Here is a 20,331-nt window from a genome sequence, read left to right on the forward strand (position 1 = left end):
TCAGCCCGAGTTGGCCGCTTGGCCGTGGTCGCCGGATAGAACCACCGCCATGACCGAAACGACCCCCTCGCGGCGCTCCGTGCTCAAAGCCGGGATCGCCGTGCCCGCGCTCGCCGCGGCAGGCGGGCTGCTGCTGCCCGGCTCCGCCTCGGCCGCCCCGCTCGTCCGCCGCGACCGTCCGGTGCTCGCCCACGGCGTCGCGTCCGGGGACGTGACGACCGGCTCCGGCATCGTGTGGTCGAAGGCCGACCGCCCGGCGCGGCTGATGGTCGAGATCTCGCGCGACCCGTCGTTCCGGCACGCGCGGCGGGTGCCCGGCCCGTTCGTCACGCCCGCGACCGGCGGCACCGGCAAGGTGCGCGTCGCCGGGCTGGCTCCGGGCACCGAGTACCACTACCGCGTCACCGCGGTGGACCTCGACGGCCGCAGCGCGAGCGAGCCGGTCGCCGGGCGCTTCGCCACCGCGCCGATCGGCCGCGCGAACACGCGGATCCTGTGGAGCGGCGACGTCGTCGGCCAGAACTACGGCATCAACCCGGCGCTCGGCGGCATGACCATCTTCTCCGCGATGGCCGACCGCCGTCCGGACCTGTTCCTGCACAGCGGCGACACGGTGTACGCCGACGGCCCGCTCACCGAAACCGTCACGCTGCCGGGCGGCGGCGGGACCTGGCACAACATCGTGACGCCGGAGAAGTCGAAGGTCGCCGAAACCCTCGACGAGTACCGCGGCCAGCACGCCTACAACCGGCTCGACGCCAGCTTCCGCCGGTTCGCCGCGGAGGTGCCCGCCTATGTGCAGTGGGACGATCATGAAGTAGTCAACAACTGGTACCCGGGCGAAATCCTCAACGACCGCCCCGAATACACCGAGAAGCGGGCCGACGTCCTCGCCCGGCGCGCGTTCCAGGCGTTCCACGAATGGCATCCGATCGACCGGCGCCAGGCGGTGGACGGCCGGGTGTACCGGAACTTCCGCTACGGCAGCCGGGTCGAGGTGTTCGTGCTCGACATGCGCACCTACCGCGACGCCAACACCTCGGACCAGACCAAGCCCGGCCACATCCTCGGCGAGGCGCAGGCCCGCTGGCTGGCCGACGCGCTGCGGCGCAGCACCGCGACGTGGAAGATCGTGCAGGCGGACATGCCGATCGGCCTCGTCGTGCCGGACGGCAAGGACATCGAGGCGGTCGCCAACGGCCTGCCCGGCGCGCCCGGCGGCCGCGAGACCGAACTGGCCTGGGTGCTGAACCAGATCTCGCGCCACCGCGTGCGCAACGTCGTGTGGCTGACCGCCGACGTGCACTACACCGCCGCGCACCACTATTCGCCCGAGCGCGCCGCGTTCCAGGACTTCGACCCGTTCTGGGAATTCGTGTCCGGCCCGCTCAACGCCGGCGCGTTCGGCCCGAACAAACTCGACCCGACCTTCGGTCCGGAAGCGGTGTTCGTGCACGCCCCGCAGACGCAGAATTCCTCGCCGGTGCAAGGGTTCCAGCACTTCGGCGAGCTGAATGTGGACGGTGCGAGCGGCGCGCTGACGGTCGACCTGCGCGACGCGACCGGGGCGTCGCTGTGGTCGAAGACGCTGCAGCCGCGGCGTCGCTGACCGGCCCGGCCAGCACGTCGGATAGGCTCGGCACCCGAATAACACGAATCCGTACAAGGAGAAATACCGTCGTGACTGAACGCACGCTGGTCCTCGTCAAGCCCGATGGCGTCGCGCGCGGCCTCGTCGGCGAGGTCGTCTCGCGCATCGAGCGCAAGGGCCTGAAGCTGGCCGCGCTGGAACTGCGCACCGTCGAGCGCTCCGTCGCCGAGGAGCACTACGCGGAGCACAAGGAGCGCCCGTTCTTCGGCGACCTGCTGGAGTTCATCACGTCGGGCCCGCTCGTCGCGCTGGCCGTCGAGGGCCCCCGCGCGATCGCCGCGTTCCGCCAGCTGGCCGGCGGCACCGACCCGGTCGAGAAGGCCACCCCGGGCACGCTGCGCGGCGACTTCGCGCTGGAGACCCAGTACAACCTGGTGCACGGCTCGGACTCGCCGGAGTCGGCCGAGCGCGAGCTGAAGCTGTGGTTCCCGGACCTGTGATCCGGAGCTAGACCTCGCGAACGCCGGGCAGGGACTTCGGTTCCCGCCCGGCGTTCGTGGTTTTAGACCCGGGCGCCGCCGTCGACGCGCAGGACGGCGCCGGTCACGTAGGAAGCGCGGTCGCTCAGCAGCCACGCCGCGGCTTCGGCGATTTCGGCGGGTTCGGCCGCGCGGCCGAGGGGAGTGGTCTCGGCGAGCTGGTCGAGCAATCCCGGCGATTCCGCTTCCCACCTCCGGATCATCTCGGTCATCGTCGTGCCGGGCGTGATCGCGTTCACCCGGATTCCCTCCGGCCCGTAAGCGACCGCCGCCGATTCGGTCAGGCTGTTCAGCGCACGTTTCACGGCTCCGTAAACAGGCAGCGCGGGGTTCGCGCCGAAACTGCCGATGCTGGACGTGTTCACGATCGCGCCGCCGCCGGCCCGCATCGCTTTCACCTCGGCGGCCATCGCCAGCCACGGTCCGCGCAGATTCACCTCGTACAGGCGGTCGAAATCGGCCAGCGGCACCTGGTCCAGCGGCCTTGGCCGCGTGGCGATCGCACCGTTGTTGAAGGCGAGGTCAAGGCGGCCGTGCAGCTCCAGCACCCGGTCGATCGCGGCCTGAACGCTGTCCGGGTCGGCGAGATCGCACCGCACGTAGTCCGCGACGCCGCCGTCTGCTCGCACCTGTTCGGCCACTGCCTTCAACTGCGTTTCGGTCCGCGCGGCCAGGACGACCTTCGCGCCCTCCTCGGCGAACAACCGCGCCGCCGCCGCACCGATCCCGCGCCCGGCTCCGGTGATGAACGCGATCTTGCCGTCGAGCAGGCTGTTCGTTCGTGTTTCGGTCATGGCTACGAGGGTTCTTCGGCGCGGCGACGGCAGCCAGGCATCGGGTGTACCTGGCTTAGCCCGTCCGGACCGCGCAGACTGGACAGGTGGACCGAACGGAACTGGCGGGTTTCCTGCGCAGCAGGCGCGAACGCATCGCCCCTGCCGACGTGGGCTTGCCCGCCGGAAGGCGTCGCCGCACGCCCGGGCTGCGGCGCGAGGAAGTCGCGCGGCTGGCGTTCATCTCGGTCGAGTACTACACGCGGCTCGAACAGGCGCGCGGCCCGAACCCGTCGAACGAGGTGCTGGCCGGGCTGACCCGCGCGCTGCGGCTCTCGGACGTCGAACGCGACCACCTCCACGACCTCGCCGGTGCGCCGCGGCCCGCGCGGGGCCCGTCGCGCGCGGTCCGGCAAACCATCCTCGACCTGCTGGACCGGTTGCCGCAGACGGCCGGGATCGTGTTCTCGGCGACCTACGAGGTGCTCGCGTGGAATCCGCTCGCCGCCGCGCTGCTGGAGGACTTCTCCGCGCTGTCCCGGGAAGAGCGCAGCCTGCCGCGCCGCGTCTTCCTAGCGCCGGAACACGGCCGGGCGCGCCTGTACGGCTTGGTGGAAGCCGAGGCGTTCGCCCGTGTCATGGCCAATCGGCTGCGGGCTTCTTCGGCGAAGTACCCGGAAGACCCCGAGGTCCGGACTCTCGTGGCGGATTTGCTCGCCGGCAGCGAGAAGTTCGCCGAACTGTGGGCGACCCACGACGTGGTGGCCGAATCGACGTTCAGCAAGACGTTCGAGCATCCGGTCGTCGGGACGGTGACGGTGGACTGCGACGTGCTCGGCATTGCCGACCGGGACCAGGAGGTAGTGCTGTACACCGCCGCGCCGGGCTCGCCGGGGGAGGAGGCGATGCGATTATTGTCGGTGCTCGGAACCCAGCGCATCGGTTAACCTCCCTCGGTGACTGCTCTGCCGCTGCCGCCCCGCGACTACCTGCCGCACCTCCGCTCGCTCACCGGCGCGTTCGCCGCGGAAGCCCCTGGCGACCTGGGCAATCCGGTGCCCTACTGCGGCGACTGGACCAAACGCGACCTCGTCACGCACCTCGGCAACGTGCACCGCTGGGCCGCCGGGATCGTCCGCACCGGCGAGCTGAGCCAGCAGGAATTCGACGTCTCGCCGAGCGGCGATCTCGCGCCCTGGTACGCCGAGAGCGCCGCCGAGCTGCTGGACGCGCTCGAAGCGGCCGATCCCGCCGATCCGTGCTGGGTTTTCGGTGCCGCGGCGAAGACGAAAGCGTTCTGGTTCCGTCGCCAGGTGCACGAAACGGCCGTCCACCTGGTCGACTTGTTCGGTGCCCGCGGCGCGGTGGCCGAGCTTGACCCGCTGATCGCCGCCGACGGCGTGCACGAAGTCCTCGGCACGATGCTGCCGCGCGTCGCCCGCTGGAAGCACGTGGTTCCGCTCGCCGCGCCGATCGCCTTGCGTGCCACGGACACCGGGCACGCGTGGACGGTCGTGCCCGGCGAACCGCCCGAGCTGGGCGAGGGCGAAGCGGTGGCCACGGTCGCGGCGCCCGCGCGGGATTTGCTGGTGCTGTTGTGGAATCGCACCGACCTTCAGCCGGAGATCGCGGGCGACGAGAGCGTCGCGAAGGAGTTTCTCGCCGCGCGCATGACACCCTGAGCTGAACATCCTGCGCCATTCAGGTCCCGTTCACCGCAGGGCCTTCCGGCGGTCGCGCCGATGGATTTGGCTGGTCTGAGCCATTTTCGCGATCGTGGGGTACCTGGTGAAAAGATCAAGATCCGTGCTGCTCGGCGTCCTGCTGACGCTGCCGCTGGCCACTCCGGCGCAAGCCGACCCGCTCTCCGCTCCGCTCGGCCCGCCGCCGGTCGAGAGCGCATCCGCCTTCTCTTCCGCTCGTGAGGCCCCGGCCGTCGCCGCGGCGCCTGTCGCCGACGACGGGCTTGAGACCAGCAGCGCCACCAACGCGGTGGCGCCTGGTCTGAACCTCACGCAGTTCGACCGCTTCGACCCGAAGGGCTGGATCCGCGGCGACGCGCTGAGCGTCGACCTCACCAGCAAGGTCCTGAAGCCGACTTACCTCAGCCCGGGCACCGTTTCCGCGCGCACCCCGCTGTCTCAGCAGGTCGCTCGCGCCGGTGCGGTCGCGGGCGTCAACGGCGACTTCTTCGACATCAACGCCTCCGGCGCGCCGCTCGGTGTCGGCATCGACAAGGGCGAGCTGCACAACGCGCCCGCGTCCGGTCACAACACCACTGCCGCGATCACCGCCGAGGGACGCGCGAAGCTCGCCGACATCTTCCTCGAAGCGTCGGTCACGCTGCCGGACGGCCGCGCTGTCCCCGCTACGAACTTCAACAGCCCGGTGCTCGCGAAGGACGCTCTCGGTGTCTACACGCCGCTCTGGGGCGCTTCGGCGCGCGCCACGTCGGTTGCCGGCGCGCAGCGCGTCGCCGAGGTAGAGGTCCGAGACGGCGTAGTGACGCAGGTGCGGCCGAAGCCCGCCGACGGCCCGATTCCGGCTGGTAGCACGCTGCTGCTCGGCCGTGAGGCTGGCGCGGATGCGTTGTCGGCCCTGCACGCTGGTGACCGCGTAGGCGTTTCGTACGCGCCGCGGTCCGACGCGGGCAAGATCGCTGTCGCGGTCGGCGGCAACAAGACGCTGCTGAAGGACGGACAGCTCCAGCAGCTCGACGACGTCACCCTCGCGCCGCGTACCGGCGTCGGCTTCTCCGCGGACGGCAAGCGGATGTGGCTCGTCACCGTCGACGGCCGTCAGGCCGACAGCCGCGGGATGACCGAGCTGGAGATGGCCCGGCAGCTGAAGCGGCTCGGCGCCAACGACGCGATCAACCTCGACGGCGGCGGTTCCTCGACGCTGCTCGCGCGTGGCGAGGGAGAGGCCGCGCCGGCGGTGCGGAACTCGCCTTCGGACGGCGGGGAACGCTTGGTGCCCAACGGCATCGGCGTCGCGACCGTCCCCGGCAGCGGACGGCTTCGCGGCTTCGCGCCCGCCCCCGCACAGGAGGGCGACAACTCGACCCGCGTGCTGTCCGGCCTGAGCCGTGCGCTTGTGCCGAACGGACACGACGAGACCGGTGCGGCGGTCGCCGCTAAGCCGTTCTGGACCACGTCGAACCCGTTCCGCGGCACTGTCACGAAGAACGTCTTCACCGCGCAGCCGGACTTCCTGCACCCGGACGCGCGAGCCGACGTGACGGTCACCGCGCACCAAAACTTCGTGAAAGGCCAGACGAAGCTGACTGTGCTGGGTAAGCCGGTCCGCCTCGGCGCGAGCACGAAGCAGGTCGCGCTGTCCGGCTCCGATGCGCGCGGTGAGTTTCAGGTCTACGGCTACGACGCGGACGGTTACGGCACCTGGATCGAGCCGTCGGACGTGAAGCTTGAATACGACCCCGCCGTGGTGAAGATCGAGCCGTCGGGCAAGGGGTTCGCAGTCACCGCGAAGACCGCGTCCGGGGCTACTGCGGTCACTGTGCACGCCGGTGGGAAGACCATGCACCTAGCGGCTTCTGTGGGCACTGAAGCGCGCGTCGCGGCTTCGCTGGCTGGCCCGGAAGGCTGGTCTGCCACCGTGTACCCGGCCGTCGTCGGCGCTGCGCTTTCTTCGGCGGACGGACGTAATGGCGGGAAGGGCCTGGCGCTCGACTACCGCCTCACCGGCACCACCGCAACCCGCGCCGCGTACGTCAACGCCGCCAACCCGATCCCGGTGCCGGCCGGCACGCAGAAGATCGGCATGTGGATCAACGGCGACGGCAAGGGTTCCTGGATCCGTGCGGAACTCCGCGACGGTGCCAACACCGCGTCCATTGTGGACCTTTCGCGCAACGTCGACTGGACCGGCTGGCGATACGTGACCGCCGCGGTGCCCGCCGGGCTGCCGGACGGACAGCGGTTCACCCGGTTCTACGCCGTGGAAACCGTGGCAGGCAAGCAATACGAGGGCAAGTTGGTCTTCAACGACCTCACCTTCGAGGTTGCGCCGACCACGTCCGTGCCGCACGATCCGGCCGTCCCGGACCCGGCGCTGGTCACCAACGGCACGCTCGGCAAGGGCGGCCTGAAGGTCGCGGTCGTCAGCGACGCCCAGTTCACCGCCGACGCCCCGGACGGCCCGCTGGTCGCCCAGGCCCGCCGGGCACTGCGCGAAGCCGTGGCCGCGAAACCGGACCTCGTCCTGATCAACGGCGACTTCGTGGACCGCGGCACCGCGCCGGACTTCGTTCTCGCGCGCAAGATCATCACCGAAGAACTGGACGGCCGCGTCCCCTGGTACTACGTGCCGGGCAACCATGAGGCCGAGGGCGGCGACGGCCTGAAGAACTTCCAGGCCGCCTTCGGGGAAACGCACCGTGTGGTCGACGTGCACGGCGTGCGGCTGATCCTGATGGACTCCTCGCGCGGCTCGCTGCGCGCGGGCGGGTTCGACCAGGTCCGCATGATGCGCGAAGCCCTCGACAGCGCTGCGCAAGACCGTTCGGTGCGCGGTGTGGTCGTCGCGATGCACCACCCGGTGAAGGACCCGAGCCCGACCGGGAATTCGCAGCTGGGCGACCGGAAGGAGGCCGCGTTGCTGCAGACGTGGCTGACCGGTTTCGAGGAAAAGTCCGGCAAACCGGCCGCCTCGCTGGCTTCGCACGCGGGCGTGTTCGGCCTGTCGCGCACGGACGGCGTGCCGTACTTGGTGAACGGCAACTCCGGAAAGGCCCCCGCCGGCGCTCCCGGCGACGGCGGGTTCGTCGGCTGGACCCTGCTGCAGGTCAACCCGGCCGACCGCAGCCAGCCGGTGCGGTTCGAGACGCGCCCGAACGTCGACGCGCTGACCGTGACCGGCCCGGGCGCCCTGCCGTGGGGCGGGACCGGAAAGGTGACCGCCGCGGTGACGCAGGAGGGCCGGTCGATTCCGGTGGCCTACCCGGTGAGCGCGGTCTGGGGCGGACGCGGGGTGCACATCGGCAGCTGGCCGCCCGCGCCGTGGGACGTGGTCTCGCTGGACCCGGCCACCGGCACGGTGCGGGGGCTGCGTCCGGGGACGGCGCAGATCTCGGTGACCGTGAACGGGGTTTCCCAGTCGGTGCCGGTGACGGTGCGCTGATCCGGAAAGGCCACCCATCACGGTGAAATGACTGAATTGACCTATATGACCGGTTCTTCAAGTCCGTGAGGGGAACCCTGAGGGAATCAGAGTCCGTCAGGGTTCCCCTCACGGACGACCAAACCCGGCACTAGCGCCGGTCCCGTCGACCCGGGCCAGCACGCCTCGACCGCACCCATGGCACCGCCTTGAGTCCCAGGCATGGGGTCCGTGAGGGGATCCTGCGTCCCGAGCAAACCGGTCGAGAATTGTCGGTCCCTCCCTCTACTGTCGTTCCTCGTGGGAGATTCGGCGACGGAACCAGCCCTCGTGCAAGCGAAGGCGCTGGTCAAACGGTTCGGGGAATTCGAGGCAGTGCGCGGCATCGACGTCGAGGTGCGGCCAGGGGAGGCGTTCGGCTTCCTCGGGCCCAACGGCGCCGGGAAGTCGTCGACGATGCGGATGATCGCGTGCGTGTCTCCGCGCAGCGACGGCGATCTGCGCGTCCTCGGCATGGACCCGAACACCGACGGGCCGAAGATCCGCGCGCGGCTCGGCGTGGTGCCGCAGGAGGACAATCTCGACGTCGAGCTCACCGTCCGGCAGAACCTGCACGTCTACGGCCGCTATTTCGGCCTCTCCCGCGCGCACGTGCGGCGCAAGGCGGTCGAGCTGATGGAGTTCGCGCAGCTGTCCGACCGTTCGGAGAAACCGGTCGATTCGCTGTCCGGCGGCATGAAGCGGCGGCTCACCATCGCCCGGTCGCTGGTCAACGACCCGGAGCTGCTGCTGCTCGACGAACCGACCACCGGCCTCGACCCGCAGGCGCGGCATCTGTTGTGGGACCGGCTTTTCCGGCTCAAGGCCCGCGGCACCACGCTCATCGTCACCACTCATTACATGGACGAGGCTGAACAGCTGTGCGACCGCTTGGTCGTCATGGACGGCGGCCGGATCGCCGCGGAAGGCTCGCCCGCCGACCTGATCGCCCGGCACTCCACCCGGGAGGTCGTCGAGCTGCGGTTCGCGCCGGGGGAGCAGCAGGGCGCGGCTGACCGGCTCGACGGGCTGGCCGAACGCGTCGAGGTCCTCCCGGACCGGGTGCTGCTCTACACGATGACCGGCGAGACCACCCTGGAGCGCGTCCACGAACGCGGCCTGCACCCGCTGTCGAGTCTCGTGCGGCGCAGTTCCCTGGAGGACGTCTTCCTCCGCCTCACCGGCCGGACGCTGGTGGACTGATGACCACCACACCCGCCACCGGCCGCGTGGTCGGCCGGTTCCACGGCGCCTGGCTGCGCGTCGAGGGCTACTGGACCTGGTACCGCAGGCACTGGGTCAGCACGCTCTACTCCACCGGCCTGCAGCCGGTGCTGTTCCTCGCCGCGATGGGCCTCGGGTTCGGCTCGCAGGTCCAAGCCGGTCCGGCGACCGGCGGCGTGTCGTACCTGGTGTACGTCGCCCCGGCGCTGCTCGTGGCCGGCGCGGCGCAGCAGGGCGTCGGCGAGTCGAGCTATCCCGTCCTCAGCGGATTCAAATGGCAGAAGGACTATCTGGCGGTCACCGCGACGCCGGTGTCGCCGGGCCAGGTCCTCGGCGGGCACCAGATCTGGACCACCCTGCGGCTCGCGTTGTCCGGCTCCGTCTACGCGCTCGTCGCGCTGCTGTTCGGCGCGTGGCAGAACGCGGGAGCGCTGCTGGTGATCCTCGTCGGCGTGCTCACCGGGCTCGCTTGCGGCTCGCTGCTCACCGCGCTGGCGGCGTGGACCTTCGACGAAGGACAGCGGTTCGGGCTGATCTTCCGGTTCGTGGTCATCCCGATGACGCTGTTCTCCGGCACGTTCTTCCCGATCGCGCAGCTGCCGCTGTACCTGCGGTGGCTCGCCTGGATTTCCCCGCTGTGGCATGGCACCGAGCTGTCCCGCGCCGCCACGCTCGGCGGGCACAGCCTGCTGCCCGTGCTCGGGCACCTGGCGTATCTGGCAGTGCTGGTCGCGGCCGGCTGGGCGATCGCGCACCGCGGCTTCTACCGACGGCTGGTGGCGTGATGACCGATCTGCGCAGCGCCCCGATTCTCCCGCAGCGGCGCGGAATTCTGCTCCGCGTCCTGCCCGCGGGCATGTACAGCGGCCGCGCGAGCGCGCTGATCGAACGCGCGCTCACCGTCTACGGACGGTCGTGGACGATCCTCGTGTCCGGCGCGCTCGAGCCGCTGTTCTACCTGCTCGCGTTCCAGGTCGGCTTCGGCAAGCTGGTCACCACCGTGCCCGGGCCGGACGGGCAGCCGATGAGCTACGTCGCGTTCGTCGCGCCCGCGCTGCTGGCGTCGTCGGCGATGAACGGCGCGGTCTTCGAGTGCACGTACAACCTGTTCTTCAAACTGCGCTACGCCAAGACCTACGACGCGATGCTGGCCACCCCGATCGGCCCGCTCGACGTCGCGCTCGGCGAAATCGCGTGGGCGATGATGCGCGGCGGTCTCTACTCGGTCGCGTTCCTGGCGGTCACCGGCGGCATGGGGCTGCTCACCTCGTGGTGGGCGCTGCTGCTCCTGCCCGCTGCGCTGCTGGTGTCGTTCGCGTTCGCGGCCATCAGCATCACGCTGGTGAGCTTCCTGAAGTCGACGTCCCAGTTCGACTACATCCAGCTCGTCCTGATGCCGATGTTCCTGTTCTCCACCACGTTCTTCCCGATCACGGTCTACCCGGAGGCGCTGCAGTGGCTGGTCCGCTGCTTCCCGCTGTACCACGGGATCGAGCTGATGCGCGGGCTCGCCACCGGCATCTTCTCCTGGAGCATGCTGGGCAACCTGGCGTACCTGCTGGTGCTGGCTGCGGTCGGGATCTGGGGCGCGACAAGGAGGATCGCGAAACTGCTGCTTACCTGAGGGCCGAGGGCGATCCGGTCAGCGGGCCGGGCTGGGCAGTCCGGTCCGCGCGGGTGCCACCGCGGACCGGGCGTCCACCATGCCGTGGCCGTAGAAGCCGTTGTATCCGTCGTAGCCGGAGCAGTAGGCGTCTTGGGCGCCGTCGCCGGTCAGGTCGTAGTTGTCCGGGCACGCCATCGGCGTCGCGCGGGAGTCCAGCGCGCGGCGCAGCTCGGCGGCTGTCCACGTGGGATGCACCGACTTGAGCAACGCCAGCACGCCCGCGACGTGCGGCGCGGCCATCGACGTCCCGCACAGCGGCGCGTACCCGCCCGGCACGGTCGAAACCACGCACCGGTCGTCATCGCCGCCCGGCGCGGTGACATCGACCACACCGAGCCCGTACGAGCTGTAGCCCGACTTCACGCGGTCCGGGCCGACCGCCGACGCGGTCACCACGTCCCGCAGCCCGGCGGGCAGCGCCTCGCACTTCCCGGCGGCGGACGGCGAACCCGAGCGGGCCGAGGGCGTGAGTTCGACCGCTTCGTTGGTCGCGGCCGCGACGTTCAGCGTGCCCTGCGAGGTCGCGTACTCCACGGCCCGCGCCAGCACCTCGTGCACCACGCCGCGGTCGTTGCCGCGCACGCAGGACAGCGACCACGGGTTCACGAACCAGCTGCTGTTGGTGATCGGCAGGCGCCTCGCCGCCGACCACATGATCCCGCAGACCGCCGCCTCCGGATCGGCGTAGCCGCGGTCGTCGATCACCTTCACCGACGCGATCCGCACGCCGGGTGCGACGCCGGTCACTCCCTTGCCGTCGTCGGCCGCGGCGACGATGCCCGCGACGTGCGTGCCGTGCACCGAGGTCGTCGGCTGCCACGCGGCCGGGCTCTGGTCGGGGACGCCGGTGAGGCAGCCGGCGGAATCGGCCGGGTCGATCGCGGCGGCGAGGTCGGGGTGCTTCGGGTCGACACCGGAGTCCAGGACGCCGACGACCACCGCCCGGTTCCCGCCGGTGACCTGGTGCGCGGCCGGGGCCCCGATCAGGTTCATGTCCCACTGCTGCGAAGAAAGGTCCGTGGCCGGGACCCGCGCCGGGTCGCTGAGCGGGAGCTGGGACCGCGCGGGCTGGGCGGCGGCGACGCCCGGCTGTTCGGCGGCCGTCCGGGTGGCCTGCGCGCTGAACGCCCGCTCCGGGCCGACCCGATCCGGAAACGCCCGATCGGCTGACGTGACGACCGCCACGGAAATCTGCGGGTAATAGCCGGCGAGCTGCCCGCAGCTCGCGCTCGCCTGCTGGCGGGCGGAAGATTCCGGGGTACCGCGGTCGAACGCGACGACGTAGCGCGCCGCCCGCCCGCCGGAGGCGCATCCCGGACTCGCGACGGCCTGCGGGGAAACCGCGGCGCATCCGGCGAGGACCAGGAGGGAGCACACGGCCGCGCGCAACGGCCGCGCCAGCACAGACACCGGACCTCCCACCGCGCGCGGGGTTATGCCGGGCGCCCGCGCGAGCGCCCGAGCCCGCACGCTAACCACCCCGGGCCCGGCGCGACAAGCGAAGCGCGGAAGTTCGCCCGGGTGCATGAGCGCGGCGCGCCCGGGCGCCTGCCGCGGGGCACCGACTACACCGGGTGCGCCCCCGGGTGTGGGATACTCGCGTTGGCCGCTGCGCCGACGGGCATCCTGTTCGCGTCGTGAGCGGCCCGGAGGAGTGCCGGACCGGCACCACGCGCGTCGCCCCCGGGAGGCCGGGCCAAGGTCGATGTCGTGGCGGGTGGCCCGGGGGTCGCGAGCAGGCCGGCACCCCGCCGAGCAGACCAGGAACCGCGCGGCCGCCGACCCGGCGGACCGCACGGCTGCCAGCAGGATTCCCGCCGCTGGTCACCACCACGGCGGGCACGGAACAGAAAGGGCCCCTGCGCGGCCGCGTCACCACCGGTGCGAACCGGCTGACGCGCCCGGGGGCGGAGGAGACATATGTCGAACGCGGACACACCCGCCGATCAGACCGGCGGGAATACCGTCGCACCCACGACCAGCAGGCTGGGCGAGCTGCCGCCGCGCATCCGCGTGCACGCGCTGGCCAAGCTGCTCGGCCTGAGCAGCCGCGACCTGCTCGGCAAGCTCGCCGAGCTGGGGGAGAGCCCCCGCAGCGCCCAGTCCAGCGTGACCAAGGAGGTCGCGCACCGCGTGGCGGTGATCCTCGACGCGGAGGCCGCCGGAACCACCGACGAGTCCGCTCCGGAGCCCGCCGGAGCGGCTGGGCAGAGCGCGACCGCCGAGGCCGCGCAGGAAGCCACCGCCGCGGCCGTCGCCGGAAGCGACTCCGCCGAGCAGGCGACCGCCGCTCAGGACGCCGCTGCCGCGCCGAGCGCTGGCACCGCCGCGGAAACCGCCGCGCCGGACGCCGCCGAGCAGGACGCTGCCGTCAAGGGCCGTGAGCAGGCCACCGCCGCCGAGCAGAAAACCGCTGCGGAGCAGGGCACCGCCGCCCAGAGCGGCAAGCAGGAAACCGGTGCCGCACCGGGCGCTGCCCCCGAGACCGCTGCTTCCGAGACCGGTGCCCCGGAAACCGCCGCCGAGCAGGCGACCACCGTGGTCCCGGCGAGCTGGTCGTCCCGTCCGTTCTCGGCGGAGACCGCCACCGCCGAAGCCGCCGAGCAGGAGTCCGCTCCGGAGGGCGAGAAGCCCGCCCGCGGCCGCACCCGGCGCGCCCGCCGGGCCGTCGCGCCCGCGATCCCGGCCGGGCAGGAGGAAACCGAGCAGGCCACCCCGGCCCGCGGCCCGGTGCACGTGCCGGTCTTCGCCGCGCCCTCGCCGGTCTTCCTGCCGCCCGAGCCCGCGCAGCAGACGCGCAGCAAGCCCGAACCGGTGTTCGGCGTCGGCGAGGCTTCCGAGCAGGCCGAACGTCCCGGCCGGACCGACCGTGCCGCCGACACCGCGGAAGAAGAGACCTCGGGCGAGTCCCGCGAGGAGCGTCCCGACGAGGACGGCGACGACGCGAACGGCCGTCGCCGGCGCCGTCGCGGCCGCCGCGGCCGTGGCCGCGGCAAGGGCGGCGACGAGGCCCAGAACGAGAACGAGGACGAAACCTCCGACAGCCAGCAGGACCAGCCGGTCAAGGACACCAAAGACAGCAAAGACGGCAAGGACAAGACCGAGAAGCCGGACGAGGCGGGCGAAGCCGACGCGGACTCCGACGACGACGCCGAGTCCGACGGCGGCAGCAAGCGCCGCCGCCGTCGCCGCCGCCGCAAGGGCGGGGACGACGACGGGGCCGAGGCGACCGGCGGCGACGACCCGCCCAACACCGTCACGCACGTCCGCCAGGCCAAGGCCGCCGAGGCCGAGCGCCCGGCGCGCGACGAGGTGCGCAGCGTCCGCGGCTCCACGCGGCTGGAGGCCAAGCGCCAGCGCCGCCGCGACGGCCGCGAGGCGGGCCGCCGCCGCGCCCCGATCCTGTCCGAGGCCGAGTTCCTCGCCCGCCGCGAGTCGGTCGAGCGCACCATGGTCGTCGCCGAGAAGGGCGACTCCACGCAGATCGGCGTGCTCGAGGACGGCGTGCTGGTCGAGCACTTCGTGACGTCGTCGGGCACCGGCTCGATCGTCGGCAACGTCTACCTGGGCCGCGTCCAGAACGTGCTGCCCAGCATGGAGGCCGCGTTCATCGACATCGGCCGCGGCCGCAACGCCGTGCTCTACGCGGGCGAGGTCGACTGGGACGCCGCGGGCCTGGAAGGCAAGGCGCGCAAGATCGAGCAGGCGCTGTCCACCGGCGACAGCGTGCTGGTGCAGGTCACCAAGGACCCGGTCGGGCACAAGGGCGCCCGGCTGACCACGCAGATCTCGCTGCCCGGCCGCTTCCTCGTCTACGTCCCGGCCGGCGGGGCCACCGGCATCTCCCGCAAGCTGCCGGAGAACGAGCGCCGCAGGCTCAAGGACATCCTCAAGCGGATCGTCCCGGAGGACGCGGGCGTCATCATCCGCACCGCCTCGGAGGGCATCGGCGAGGAGGAACTCGGCCGTGACGTCGACCGCCTGAAGGCGCAGTGGGACGTCATCAAGGAGAAGGCCTCGGCCGGGTCCGCCAAGAAGGGCGGCGCGCCGACCATGCTCTACGAGGAGCCGGACCTGCTGGTCAAGGTCGTGCGCGACCTGTTCACCGAGGACTTCGCGAAGCTGGAGGTCCAGGGCAACCGGTCCTGGGAGACGATCAACGACTACGTCCGGCACGTCGCGCCGGAGCTGACCGACCGGCTCAAGCGCTACACCGGCACCGGCGACGCGTTCGCCGACCACCGGATCGACGAGCAGATCACGAAGGCGCTCGACCGCAAGGTCTGGCTGCCCTCGGGCGGCTACCTGGTCATCGACCGCACCGAGGCGATGACCGTCATCGACGTCAACACCGGCAAGTTCACCGGCTCGGGCGGCAACCTCGAGGAGACGGTGACCCGCAACAACCTGGAGTCGGCGGAGGAGATCGTCCGCCAGCTGCGGCTGCGGGACATCGGCGGCATCATCGTCATCGACTTCATCGACATGGTGCTCGAGTCCAACCGCGAACTGGTGCTGCGGCGGCTCACCGAATGCCTCGGCCGCGACCGCACGCGCCACCAGGTCGCCGAGGTCACGTCGCTGGGCCTGGTGCAGATGACGCGCAAGAAGATCGGCACCGGGCTGCTCGAGGCGTTCTCCACGCCGTGCGAGCACTGCAAGGGCCGCGGCGTCGTCGTGTCCACCGAACCGCAGCGCACCGGCGGCGGTGGCAACGGGAACAACGGCAGCAACGGGCACAACGGCCACAGCCACGGCGGCGACACCAAGAGCTCGCGGCGTTCCCGCGGCCGCGGCAAGGGCGAGGAGCAGCAGCACCAGGAGCCCAAGCCGGAGCAGGCCGCCCCGGCCCCGACGCCGGAGCAGCGCGAGTCGGTGGTGTCGGCGGTGCAGGCCATGGCCAACGCGTCCAAGGCGAAGCACGAGCACCCCGCTCCGGAAGCCGAGCCCGTCGAGGCGAAGGAGCCGGAGACGGTCGCGCAGCCTGAGCAGAAGACTGAGGCCGCCGTCCAGCAGCCGGAGCCCGCGGTCAGCCAGGCCGCGCCGGAGGTCGAGGCGAAGCAGCCCGAAGCCAAGCCCGAAGCCGCTGAGGCGGACGCGGGCGAGGAACCCGAGGTCGACGTCCCGGCCCCGGCCGTGCGGAGCACCCGGCGGCGTCCGCGCCGCGCCGCTTCGCGTCCGGCGGGGCCGCCGGTGAAGGCTTCGGACCAGAGTTGATCCACCACGGGTACCCCGGGTGCGGCAGCGCCCGGGGCCTCCCGTAACCTGTAGTACGGCTCATCGCAAGCATGAGTTGCTGCGCGAGCACCTGGACCGTCTTCGGGCGGGCCGGCCGCGCCAGCCCCCTAACCCATTGTCGAGTAATGCAGGAGACATCCGTGTCGGCGTACGCGATCGTCAAGACCGGCGGCAAGCAGTACAAGGTTGCCGTTGGCGACGTCGTCGAGGTCGAGAAGCTCGAGGGCGAGCCGGGCACCGAGCACACCTTCCCCGCCGTGCTGTTCGTGGACGGTGGCGAGGTCACCACGGACGCCGACGCGTTGGCGAAGGTCTCGGTCACCGGCAAGGTCGTCGAGCAGACCAAGGGTCCGAAGATCCGGATCCACAAGTTCAAGAACAAGACTGGTTACCACAAGCGCCAGGGTCACCGGCAGAAGCTGACCCGCGTCGAGGTCACCGGCATCTCCAAGTAGTTCTTCGAACTTTCGAGACTGAAACTTTTCCTGGAAGGGGCTTGAGCGATGGCTCACAAGAAGGGTGCGTCCAGCTCCCGCAATGGTCGTGATTCGAACGCCCAGCGACTGGGCGTGAAGCGCTTCGGCGGCCAGGAGGTGAACGCGGGCGAGATCCTGATCCGCCAGCGGGGCACCAAGTTCCACCCCGGTGTGAACGTCGGCCGTGGCGGCGACGACACGCTGTTCGCGCTCGCCGCCGGTGCGGTCGAGTTCGGCTCGAAGCGCGGCCGCAAGACGGTCAACATCGTGCCAGCCGAGGCCTGATCTACGGTCTCAGCAGCGTCAGAACCTCCAAGCGAGGGGTGGGACCGGAATAACTCCGGCACCACCCCTCGTTTGTTTTTTGTCCGGATACTTTTTTCGCACGTGAAGTGAGGCAGACCCATGGCGTCCCGGTTCGTGGACCGCGCGGTCATCCATCTGACCGCCGGGGACGGGGGAAACGGCTGTGCCTCGGTGCACCGCGAAAAGTTCAAGCCGCTCGGCGGCCCGGACGGCGGCAACGGCGGCAACGGCGGTGACGTCACGCTGATCGTCGACGCCAACGTGCACACCCTCCTCGACTTCCATTTCCGCCCGCACGCCCGCGCCGGCAACGGCAAAATGGGCATGGGCAGCAACCGCAACGGCGCCGCTGGCGAGGGCCTGGAAATGAAGGTCCCGCCGGGCACCGTGGTGTTCACCGAGGACGGCGAACTCGTCGCCGACCTCACCAACCCGGGCACCCGGTTCATCGCCGCGCAGGGCGGCCGCGGCGGGCTCGGCAACGCCGCGCTCGCGTCGAAGGCCCGCAAGGCGCCGGGGTTCGCGCTGCTCGGCGAGCCGGGCGAGAGCCGCAACCTGGTGCTGGAGCTGCGTTCGGTCGCCGACGTCGGCCTGCTCGGCTTCCCGTCCGCGGGCAAGTCGTCGCTGATTTCCGTGCTGTCCGCGGCGAAGCCGAAGATCGCCGACTACCCGTTCACCACGCTGGTGCCGAACCTCGGCGTCATCACCGCCGGCTCGTCGGTGTTCACGATGGCCGACGTGCCGGGCCTGATCCCGGGCGCGTCCGAGGGCCGTGGCCTCGGCCTGGACTTCCTGCGCCACATCGAACGCTGCGCCGTGCTGGTGCACGTGGTCGACTGCGCGACGCTGGAGCCCGGCCGCGATCCGCTGTCCGATGTGGACGCTCTCGAAGAGGAGCTGGCGCGGTACACGCCGAGCCTGGGCGGCAAGCTTGAGGAACGCCCGCGCGTGGTGGTGCTGAACAAGATCGACGTCCCGGAAGCGGCCGAGCTGGCCGAGTTCGTGCGCCCCGACCTGGAGGCACGCGGGCTGCGCGTGTTCGAGGTGTCCACCGCGTCGCGCAAGGGCTTGCGGGAGCTGAGCTTCGCGCTGGCGGAGGTCGTCGAGGCCTATCGCGAGGCGCAGCCGGTGCTGGAGCCGGAGAAGATCGTGCTGCACCCGCTCGCGATCGACGACAGCGGGTTCACCGTCGCACGCGATCCGGAGGAAGAGGGCGGGTTCATCGTCCGCGGGTCGCGCCCGGAGCGGTGGATCCGGCAGACGAACTTCGCCAACGACGAGGCCGTCGGCTACCTCGCGGACCGGCTCAACCGGCTCGGCGTCGAGGAAGCGCTCGCGAAGAACGGCGCGCGGCCGGGCAGCCCGGTCACCATCGGCGACATCCAGTTCGAATGGCAGCCCTCCACGCCGGGCGTGGCGGTGCACCTGTCCGGCCGCGGCACGGACGTCCGGCTGGAGCGCACCGACCGCGTCGGCGCGTCCGAGCGCAAGGAAGCCCGCCGGATCCGCCGCGACGGCCCCGACGAGGAAGAAGAGCTGGTCGACGAGGAAATCCCGTCCGTCGACGCCGAACTCGACGACGTGTGGGACGACGAGGAGCAGGCGGAGCGCGACCGGTGAGCGGCACGCGGCAGGAGATCGCGGAAGCCCGCCGGCTGGTCGTCAAGGTCGGTTCCTCGGCGCTGACCACCGCGGGCAGCGGGCTCGACGTGGCTCGCCTCGACGCGCTGGTCGACGCCATCGCGGACCGCGTCTCCCGCGACGCGCAGATCGTGCTCGTGTCCTCGGGTGCGATCGGCGCCGGGCTCGCCCCGCTGAAGCTCGGCAAACGTCCGCGTGACCTGGCCACTCAGCAGGCTGCGGCGAGCGTCGGGCAGCTCGCGCTGGCGCACGCGTACGCGGAATCGTTCGGCCGCTACTCGCTGACGGTCGGCCAGGTGCTGCTCACGTCGGACGACGTCGTCCGCCGCGCGCACTACCGCAACGCGCAACGCACGTTCTCCCGGCTGCTCGCGCTCGGCGCGGTGCCGGTCGTGAACGAGAACGACACCGTTGCCACACAAGAGATCCGCTTCGGCGACAACGACCGGCTCGCCGCTTTGGTGGCCCACCTCGTCGGCGCGGACGCACTGGTCCTGCTGTCCGATGTGGACGGCCTGTACGACGGCGACCCGCGCGACGGCGCGACCCGCAAGATCACCGAGGTGCGCGGCGAGTCCGATGTGGAGGGCATCGCGGTCGGGATGTCGTCCTCAGGCCTCGGCACCGGCGGCATGGTCTCGAAACTCTCCGCCGCCCGCACCGCGGCCGGAGCTGGCATCCCGGTCCTGCTGGCCGCTGCGGCCGACGCCGGAGACGCGTTGCGCGCGGCGAACGTCGGCACCGCCTTCGCGCCCGCCGACACCCGCCTGTCCGCCCGCCGGTTCTGGCTGGGCTACGCCGCCGACACCTCCGGCCGCCTCCGCCTGGACGACGGCGCGGTGCGGGCGATCCTGCGCCGCCGGTCGCTGCTGGCGGCGGGAATCACCGGCCTGGAAGGGGATTTCGAGGCCGGCGACGTCGTCGACCTCGTGGATTCCTCGGACGTCCCGGTAGCGCGCGGCGTGGTCGGCTTCGACGCGGGGGAGCTGCCCGCGTTGATCGGGCGGTCCAGTCACGAGGTTCCGGTGGAGCACCGCCGGGAGGTCGTGCATGCCGACGATCTCGTTCCGCTGCGCCGCTAAGAACCCGCCAGATGCCGGGTCAGCCGAGCCAGCTGCTCCGCGTAATACTCCACGAACTCCGCTGACGACGGATCCTCCCCGGTAAGCGCCCGCGCGATCCGGGGAAGCGACATCGGCGCGCTAGCCGCCGCCATCAGCATCAGCAGCAGCGCTTTCGGGTCCACATCGGACGGAAAATCGCCCGCCTCCTGCCGTGCCCGCATGTACTCGAGCTGCCCCCGCAGGAACTCGCGCTGCGACTCCGCCCCCGCCTCGCCCGGCGCGCCCTCGGCCATGTTCTCCCGCAGGAACAGCCGGGCCTGGTCCTGGTCGGCGAGCCCGCCCCGCGCGAAATCCGAGACCACGTCCGCGAGCGGCCGGTCCGCCGTCGTCATCGCGGCGAATCCGGCGAACGGTTCGCTGGCGACCTCGGAGTACAGGCCTTCCTTGCCGCCGAAGTAGTACGAGATCAGCTGTTTGTTGACCCCCGCGCGCTGCGCGATGTCGCTGACCCGCGCGGCCGCGTACCCCTTGCTGCCGAACTCGGCCTTCGCCGCCTCGAAAATGCGGGCCTTCGTGCGTTCGGGATCGCGCTGCCGCTCGGCGGGGCGCGGCGCGCGGCGCGGCGTGGTCTCGGACACCACCGCAGCCTAACC

General features: G+C 71.3%; 16 protein-coding genes. 13 read left to right on the top strand and 3 right to left on the bottom strand.

What is annotated here, in order from left to right; all coding sequences use genetic code 11:
• Positions 1–49 precede the first annotated feature (49 nt).
• Both ACFSVL_RS17295 and ndk read left to right on the top strand, forming a co-directional pair.
• Positions 50–1,609: an alkaline phosphatase D family protein gene (locus tag ACFSVL_RS17295; protein WP_378305301.1), complete on the top strand. Its 1,560-nt coding sequence runs from the start codon at positions 50–52 to the stop codon at positions 1,607–1,609.
• Positions 1,610–1,680: 71 nt separating this feature from the next.
• On the top strand, positions 1,681–2,091 hold the full coding sequence (gene ndk / locus ACFSVL_RS17300) for a nucleoside-diphosphate kinase (protein WP_020660996.1): 411 nt from the start codon (positions 1,681–1,683) through the stop codon (positions 2,089–2,091).
• 62 nt (positions 2,092–2,153) lie between these two features.
• On the opposite strand, the gene ACFSVL_RS17305 is transcribed toward ndk, so the two are convergent.
• Positions 2,154–2,924 (bottom strand): SDR family NAD(P)-dependent oxidoreductase, encoded by a 771-nt coding sequence (locus ACFSVL_RS17305; protein ID WP_378305302.1) that lies wholly within the window; start codon positions 2,922–2,924, stop codon positions 2,154–2,156.
• Positions 2,925–3,010: 86 nt separating this feature from the next.
• Between ACFSVL_RS17305 and ACFSVL_RS17310 the strand changes: the two genes are divergently transcribed.
• The 6 genes from ACFSVL_RS17310 to ACFSVL_RS17335 all read left to right on the top strand — a co-directional run bounded on the left by ACFSVL_RS17310 (position 3,011) and on the right by ACFSVL_RS17335 (position 10,911).
• Positions 3,011–3,850 carry a helix-turn-helix transcriptional regulator gene (locus tag ACFSVL_RS17310; RefSeq protein WP_378305303.1) on the top strand — a complete coding sequence of 280 codons (840 nt, stop codon included), beginning with the start codon at positions 3,011–3,013 and terminating at the stop codon, positions 3,848–3,850.
• A gap of 9 nt (positions 3,851–3,859) precedes the next feature.
• Positions 3,860–4,585 carry a maleylpyruvate isomerase family mycothiol-dependent enzyme gene (locus ACFSVL_RS17315; RefSeq protein WP_378305305.1) on the top strand — a complete coding sequence of 242 codons (726 nt, stop codon included), beginning with the start codon at positions 3,860–3,862 and terminating at the stop codon, positions 4,583–4,585.
• Between the two features lie 106 nt (positions 4,586–4,691).
• Positions 4,692–8,045 carry a phosphodiester glycosidase family protein gene (locus ACFSVL_RS17320; protein ID WP_378305307.1) on the top strand — a complete coding sequence of 1,118 codons (3,354 nt, stop codon included), beginning with the start codon at positions 4,692–4,694 and terminating at the stop codon, positions 8,043–8,045.
• Between the two features lie 279 nt (positions 8,046–8,324).
• Positions 8,325–9,266, top strand: a complete 942-nt coding sequence (locus ACFSVL_RS17325) for an ABC transporter ATP-binding protein (RefSeq protein WP_378305309.1) — start codon at positions 8,325–8,327, stop codon at positions 9,264–9,266.
• On the top strand, positions 9,266–10,072 hold the full coding sequence (locus ACFSVL_RS17330) for an ABC transporter permease (protein ID WP_378305311.1): 807 nt from the start codon (positions 9,266–9,268) through the stop codon (positions 10,070–10,072). Before ACFSVL_RS17325 ends, ACFSVL_RS17330 begins: the two co-directional genes overlap by 1 nt.
• The gene (locus ACFSVL_RS17335; protein WP_378305313.1) at positions 10,072–10,911 is read left to right on the top strand and encodes an ABC transporter permease; all 840 of its coding nucleotides are present in this window, start codon (positions 10,072–10,074) and stop codon (positions 10,909–10,911) included. The genes ACFSVL_RS17330 and ACFSVL_RS17335 overlap by 1 nt, the downstream gene beginning before the upstream one ends.
• Positions 10,912–10,929: 18 nt before the next feature.
• Here the strand turns inward: ACFSVL_RS17335 and ACFSVL_RS17340 are convergent, their stop codons facing one another.
• Positions 10,930–12,363, bottom strand: coding sequence for a S8 family peptidase (locus tag ACFSVL_RS17340; RefSeq protein ID WP_378305315.1), 1,434 nt, complete (start codon positions 12,361–12,363; stop codon positions 10,930–10,932).
• Between the two features lie 510 nt (positions 12,364–12,873).
• Between ACFSVL_RS17340 and ACFSVL_RS17345 the strand changes: the two genes are divergently transcribed.
• The 5 genes from ACFSVL_RS17345 to proB all read left to right on the top strand — a co-directional run bounded on the left by ACFSVL_RS17345 (position 12,874) and on the right by proB (position 19,696).
• Positions 12,874–16,170 (top strand): translation initiation factor IF-2 N-terminal domain-containing protein, encoded by a 3,297-nt coding sequence (locus ACFSVL_RS17345; protein WP_378305317.1) that lies wholly within the window; start codon positions 12,874–12,876, stop codon positions 16,168–16,170.
• A gap of 161 nt (positions 16,171–16,331) precedes the next feature.
• Complete coding sequence (rplU, locus tag ACFSVL_RS17350; protein WP_009081084.1) at positions 16,332–16,646, top strand: 50S ribosomal protein L21; 315 nt, start codon at positions 16,332–16,334, stop codon at positions 16,644–16,646.
• A 48-nt stretch (positions 16,647–16,694) separates the two neighbouring features.
• Positions 16,695–16,952: a 50S ribosomal protein L27 gene (gene rpmA / locus ACFSVL_RS17355; protein WP_116200471.1), complete on the top strand. Its 258-nt coding sequence runs from the start codon at positions 16,695–16,697 to the stop codon at positions 16,950–16,952.
• Positions 16,953–17,072: 120 nt separating this feature from the next.
• On the top strand, positions 17,073–18,593 hold the full coding sequence (gene obgE, locus ACFSVL_RS17360) for a GTPase ObgE (RefSeq protein ID WP_378305319.1): 1,521 nt from the start codon (positions 17,073–17,075) through the stop codon (positions 18,591–18,593).
• Positions 18,590–19,696 (top strand): glutamate 5-kinase, encoded by a 1,107-nt coding sequence (proB, locus tag ACFSVL_RS17365; RefSeq protein WP_378305321.1) that lies wholly within the window; start codon positions 18,590–18,592, stop codon positions 19,694–19,696. Before obgE ends, proB begins: the two co-directional genes overlap by 4 nt.
• On the opposite strand, the gene ACFSVL_RS17370 is transcribed toward proB, so the two are convergent.
• On the bottom strand, positions 19,693–20,316 hold the full coding sequence (locus ACFSVL_RS17370; RefSeq protein WP_378305323.1) for a TetR/AcrR family transcriptional regulator: 624 nt from the start codon (positions 20,314–20,316) through the stop codon (positions 19,693–19,695). The two genes, proB and ACFSVL_RS17370, sit on opposite strands and share 4 nt — an antisense overlap.
• Positions 20,317–20,331 lie beyond the last annotated feature (15 nt).

The sequence above is a fragment of the Amycolatopsis silviterrae genome (assembly GCF_042684085.1).
Lineage (GTDB): Bacteria > Actinomycetota > Actinomycetes > Mycobacteriales > Pseudonocardiaceae > Amycolatopsis > Amycolatopsis silviterrae.

Excerpts from the sequence above, each read along its gene's own strand:
- ACFSVL_RS17305 (WP_378305302.1), bottom strand. The coding sequence starts at position 2,924 with ATGACCGAAACACGAACGAACAGCCTGCTCGACGGCAAGATCGCGTTC.
- obgE (WP_378305319.1), top strand. The coding sequence starts at position 17,073 with ATGGCGTCCCGGTTCGTGGACCGCGCGGTCATCCATCTGACCGCCGGG.
- ACFSVL_RS17345 (WP_378305317.1), top strand. The coding sequence starts at position 12,874 with ATGTCGAACGCGGACACACCCGCCGATCAGACCGGCGGGAATACCGTC.
- rpmA (WP_116200471.1), top strand. The coding sequence starts at position 16,695 with ATGGCTCACAAGAAGGGTGCGTCCAGCTCCCGCAATGGTCGTGATTCG.
- ACFSVL_RS17330 (WP_378305311.1), top strand. The coding sequence starts at position 9,266 with ATGACCACCACACCCGCCACCGGCCGCGTGGTCGGCCGGTTCCACGGC.
- ACFSVL_RS17335 (WP_378305313.1), top strand. The coding sequence starts at position 10,072 with ATGACCGATCTGCGCAGCGCCCCGATTCTCCCGCAGCGGCGCGGAATT.
- ACFSVL_RS17295 (WP_378305301.1), top strand. The coding sequence starts at position 50 with ATGACCGAAACGACCCCCTCGCGGCGCTCCGTGCTCAAAGCCGGGATC.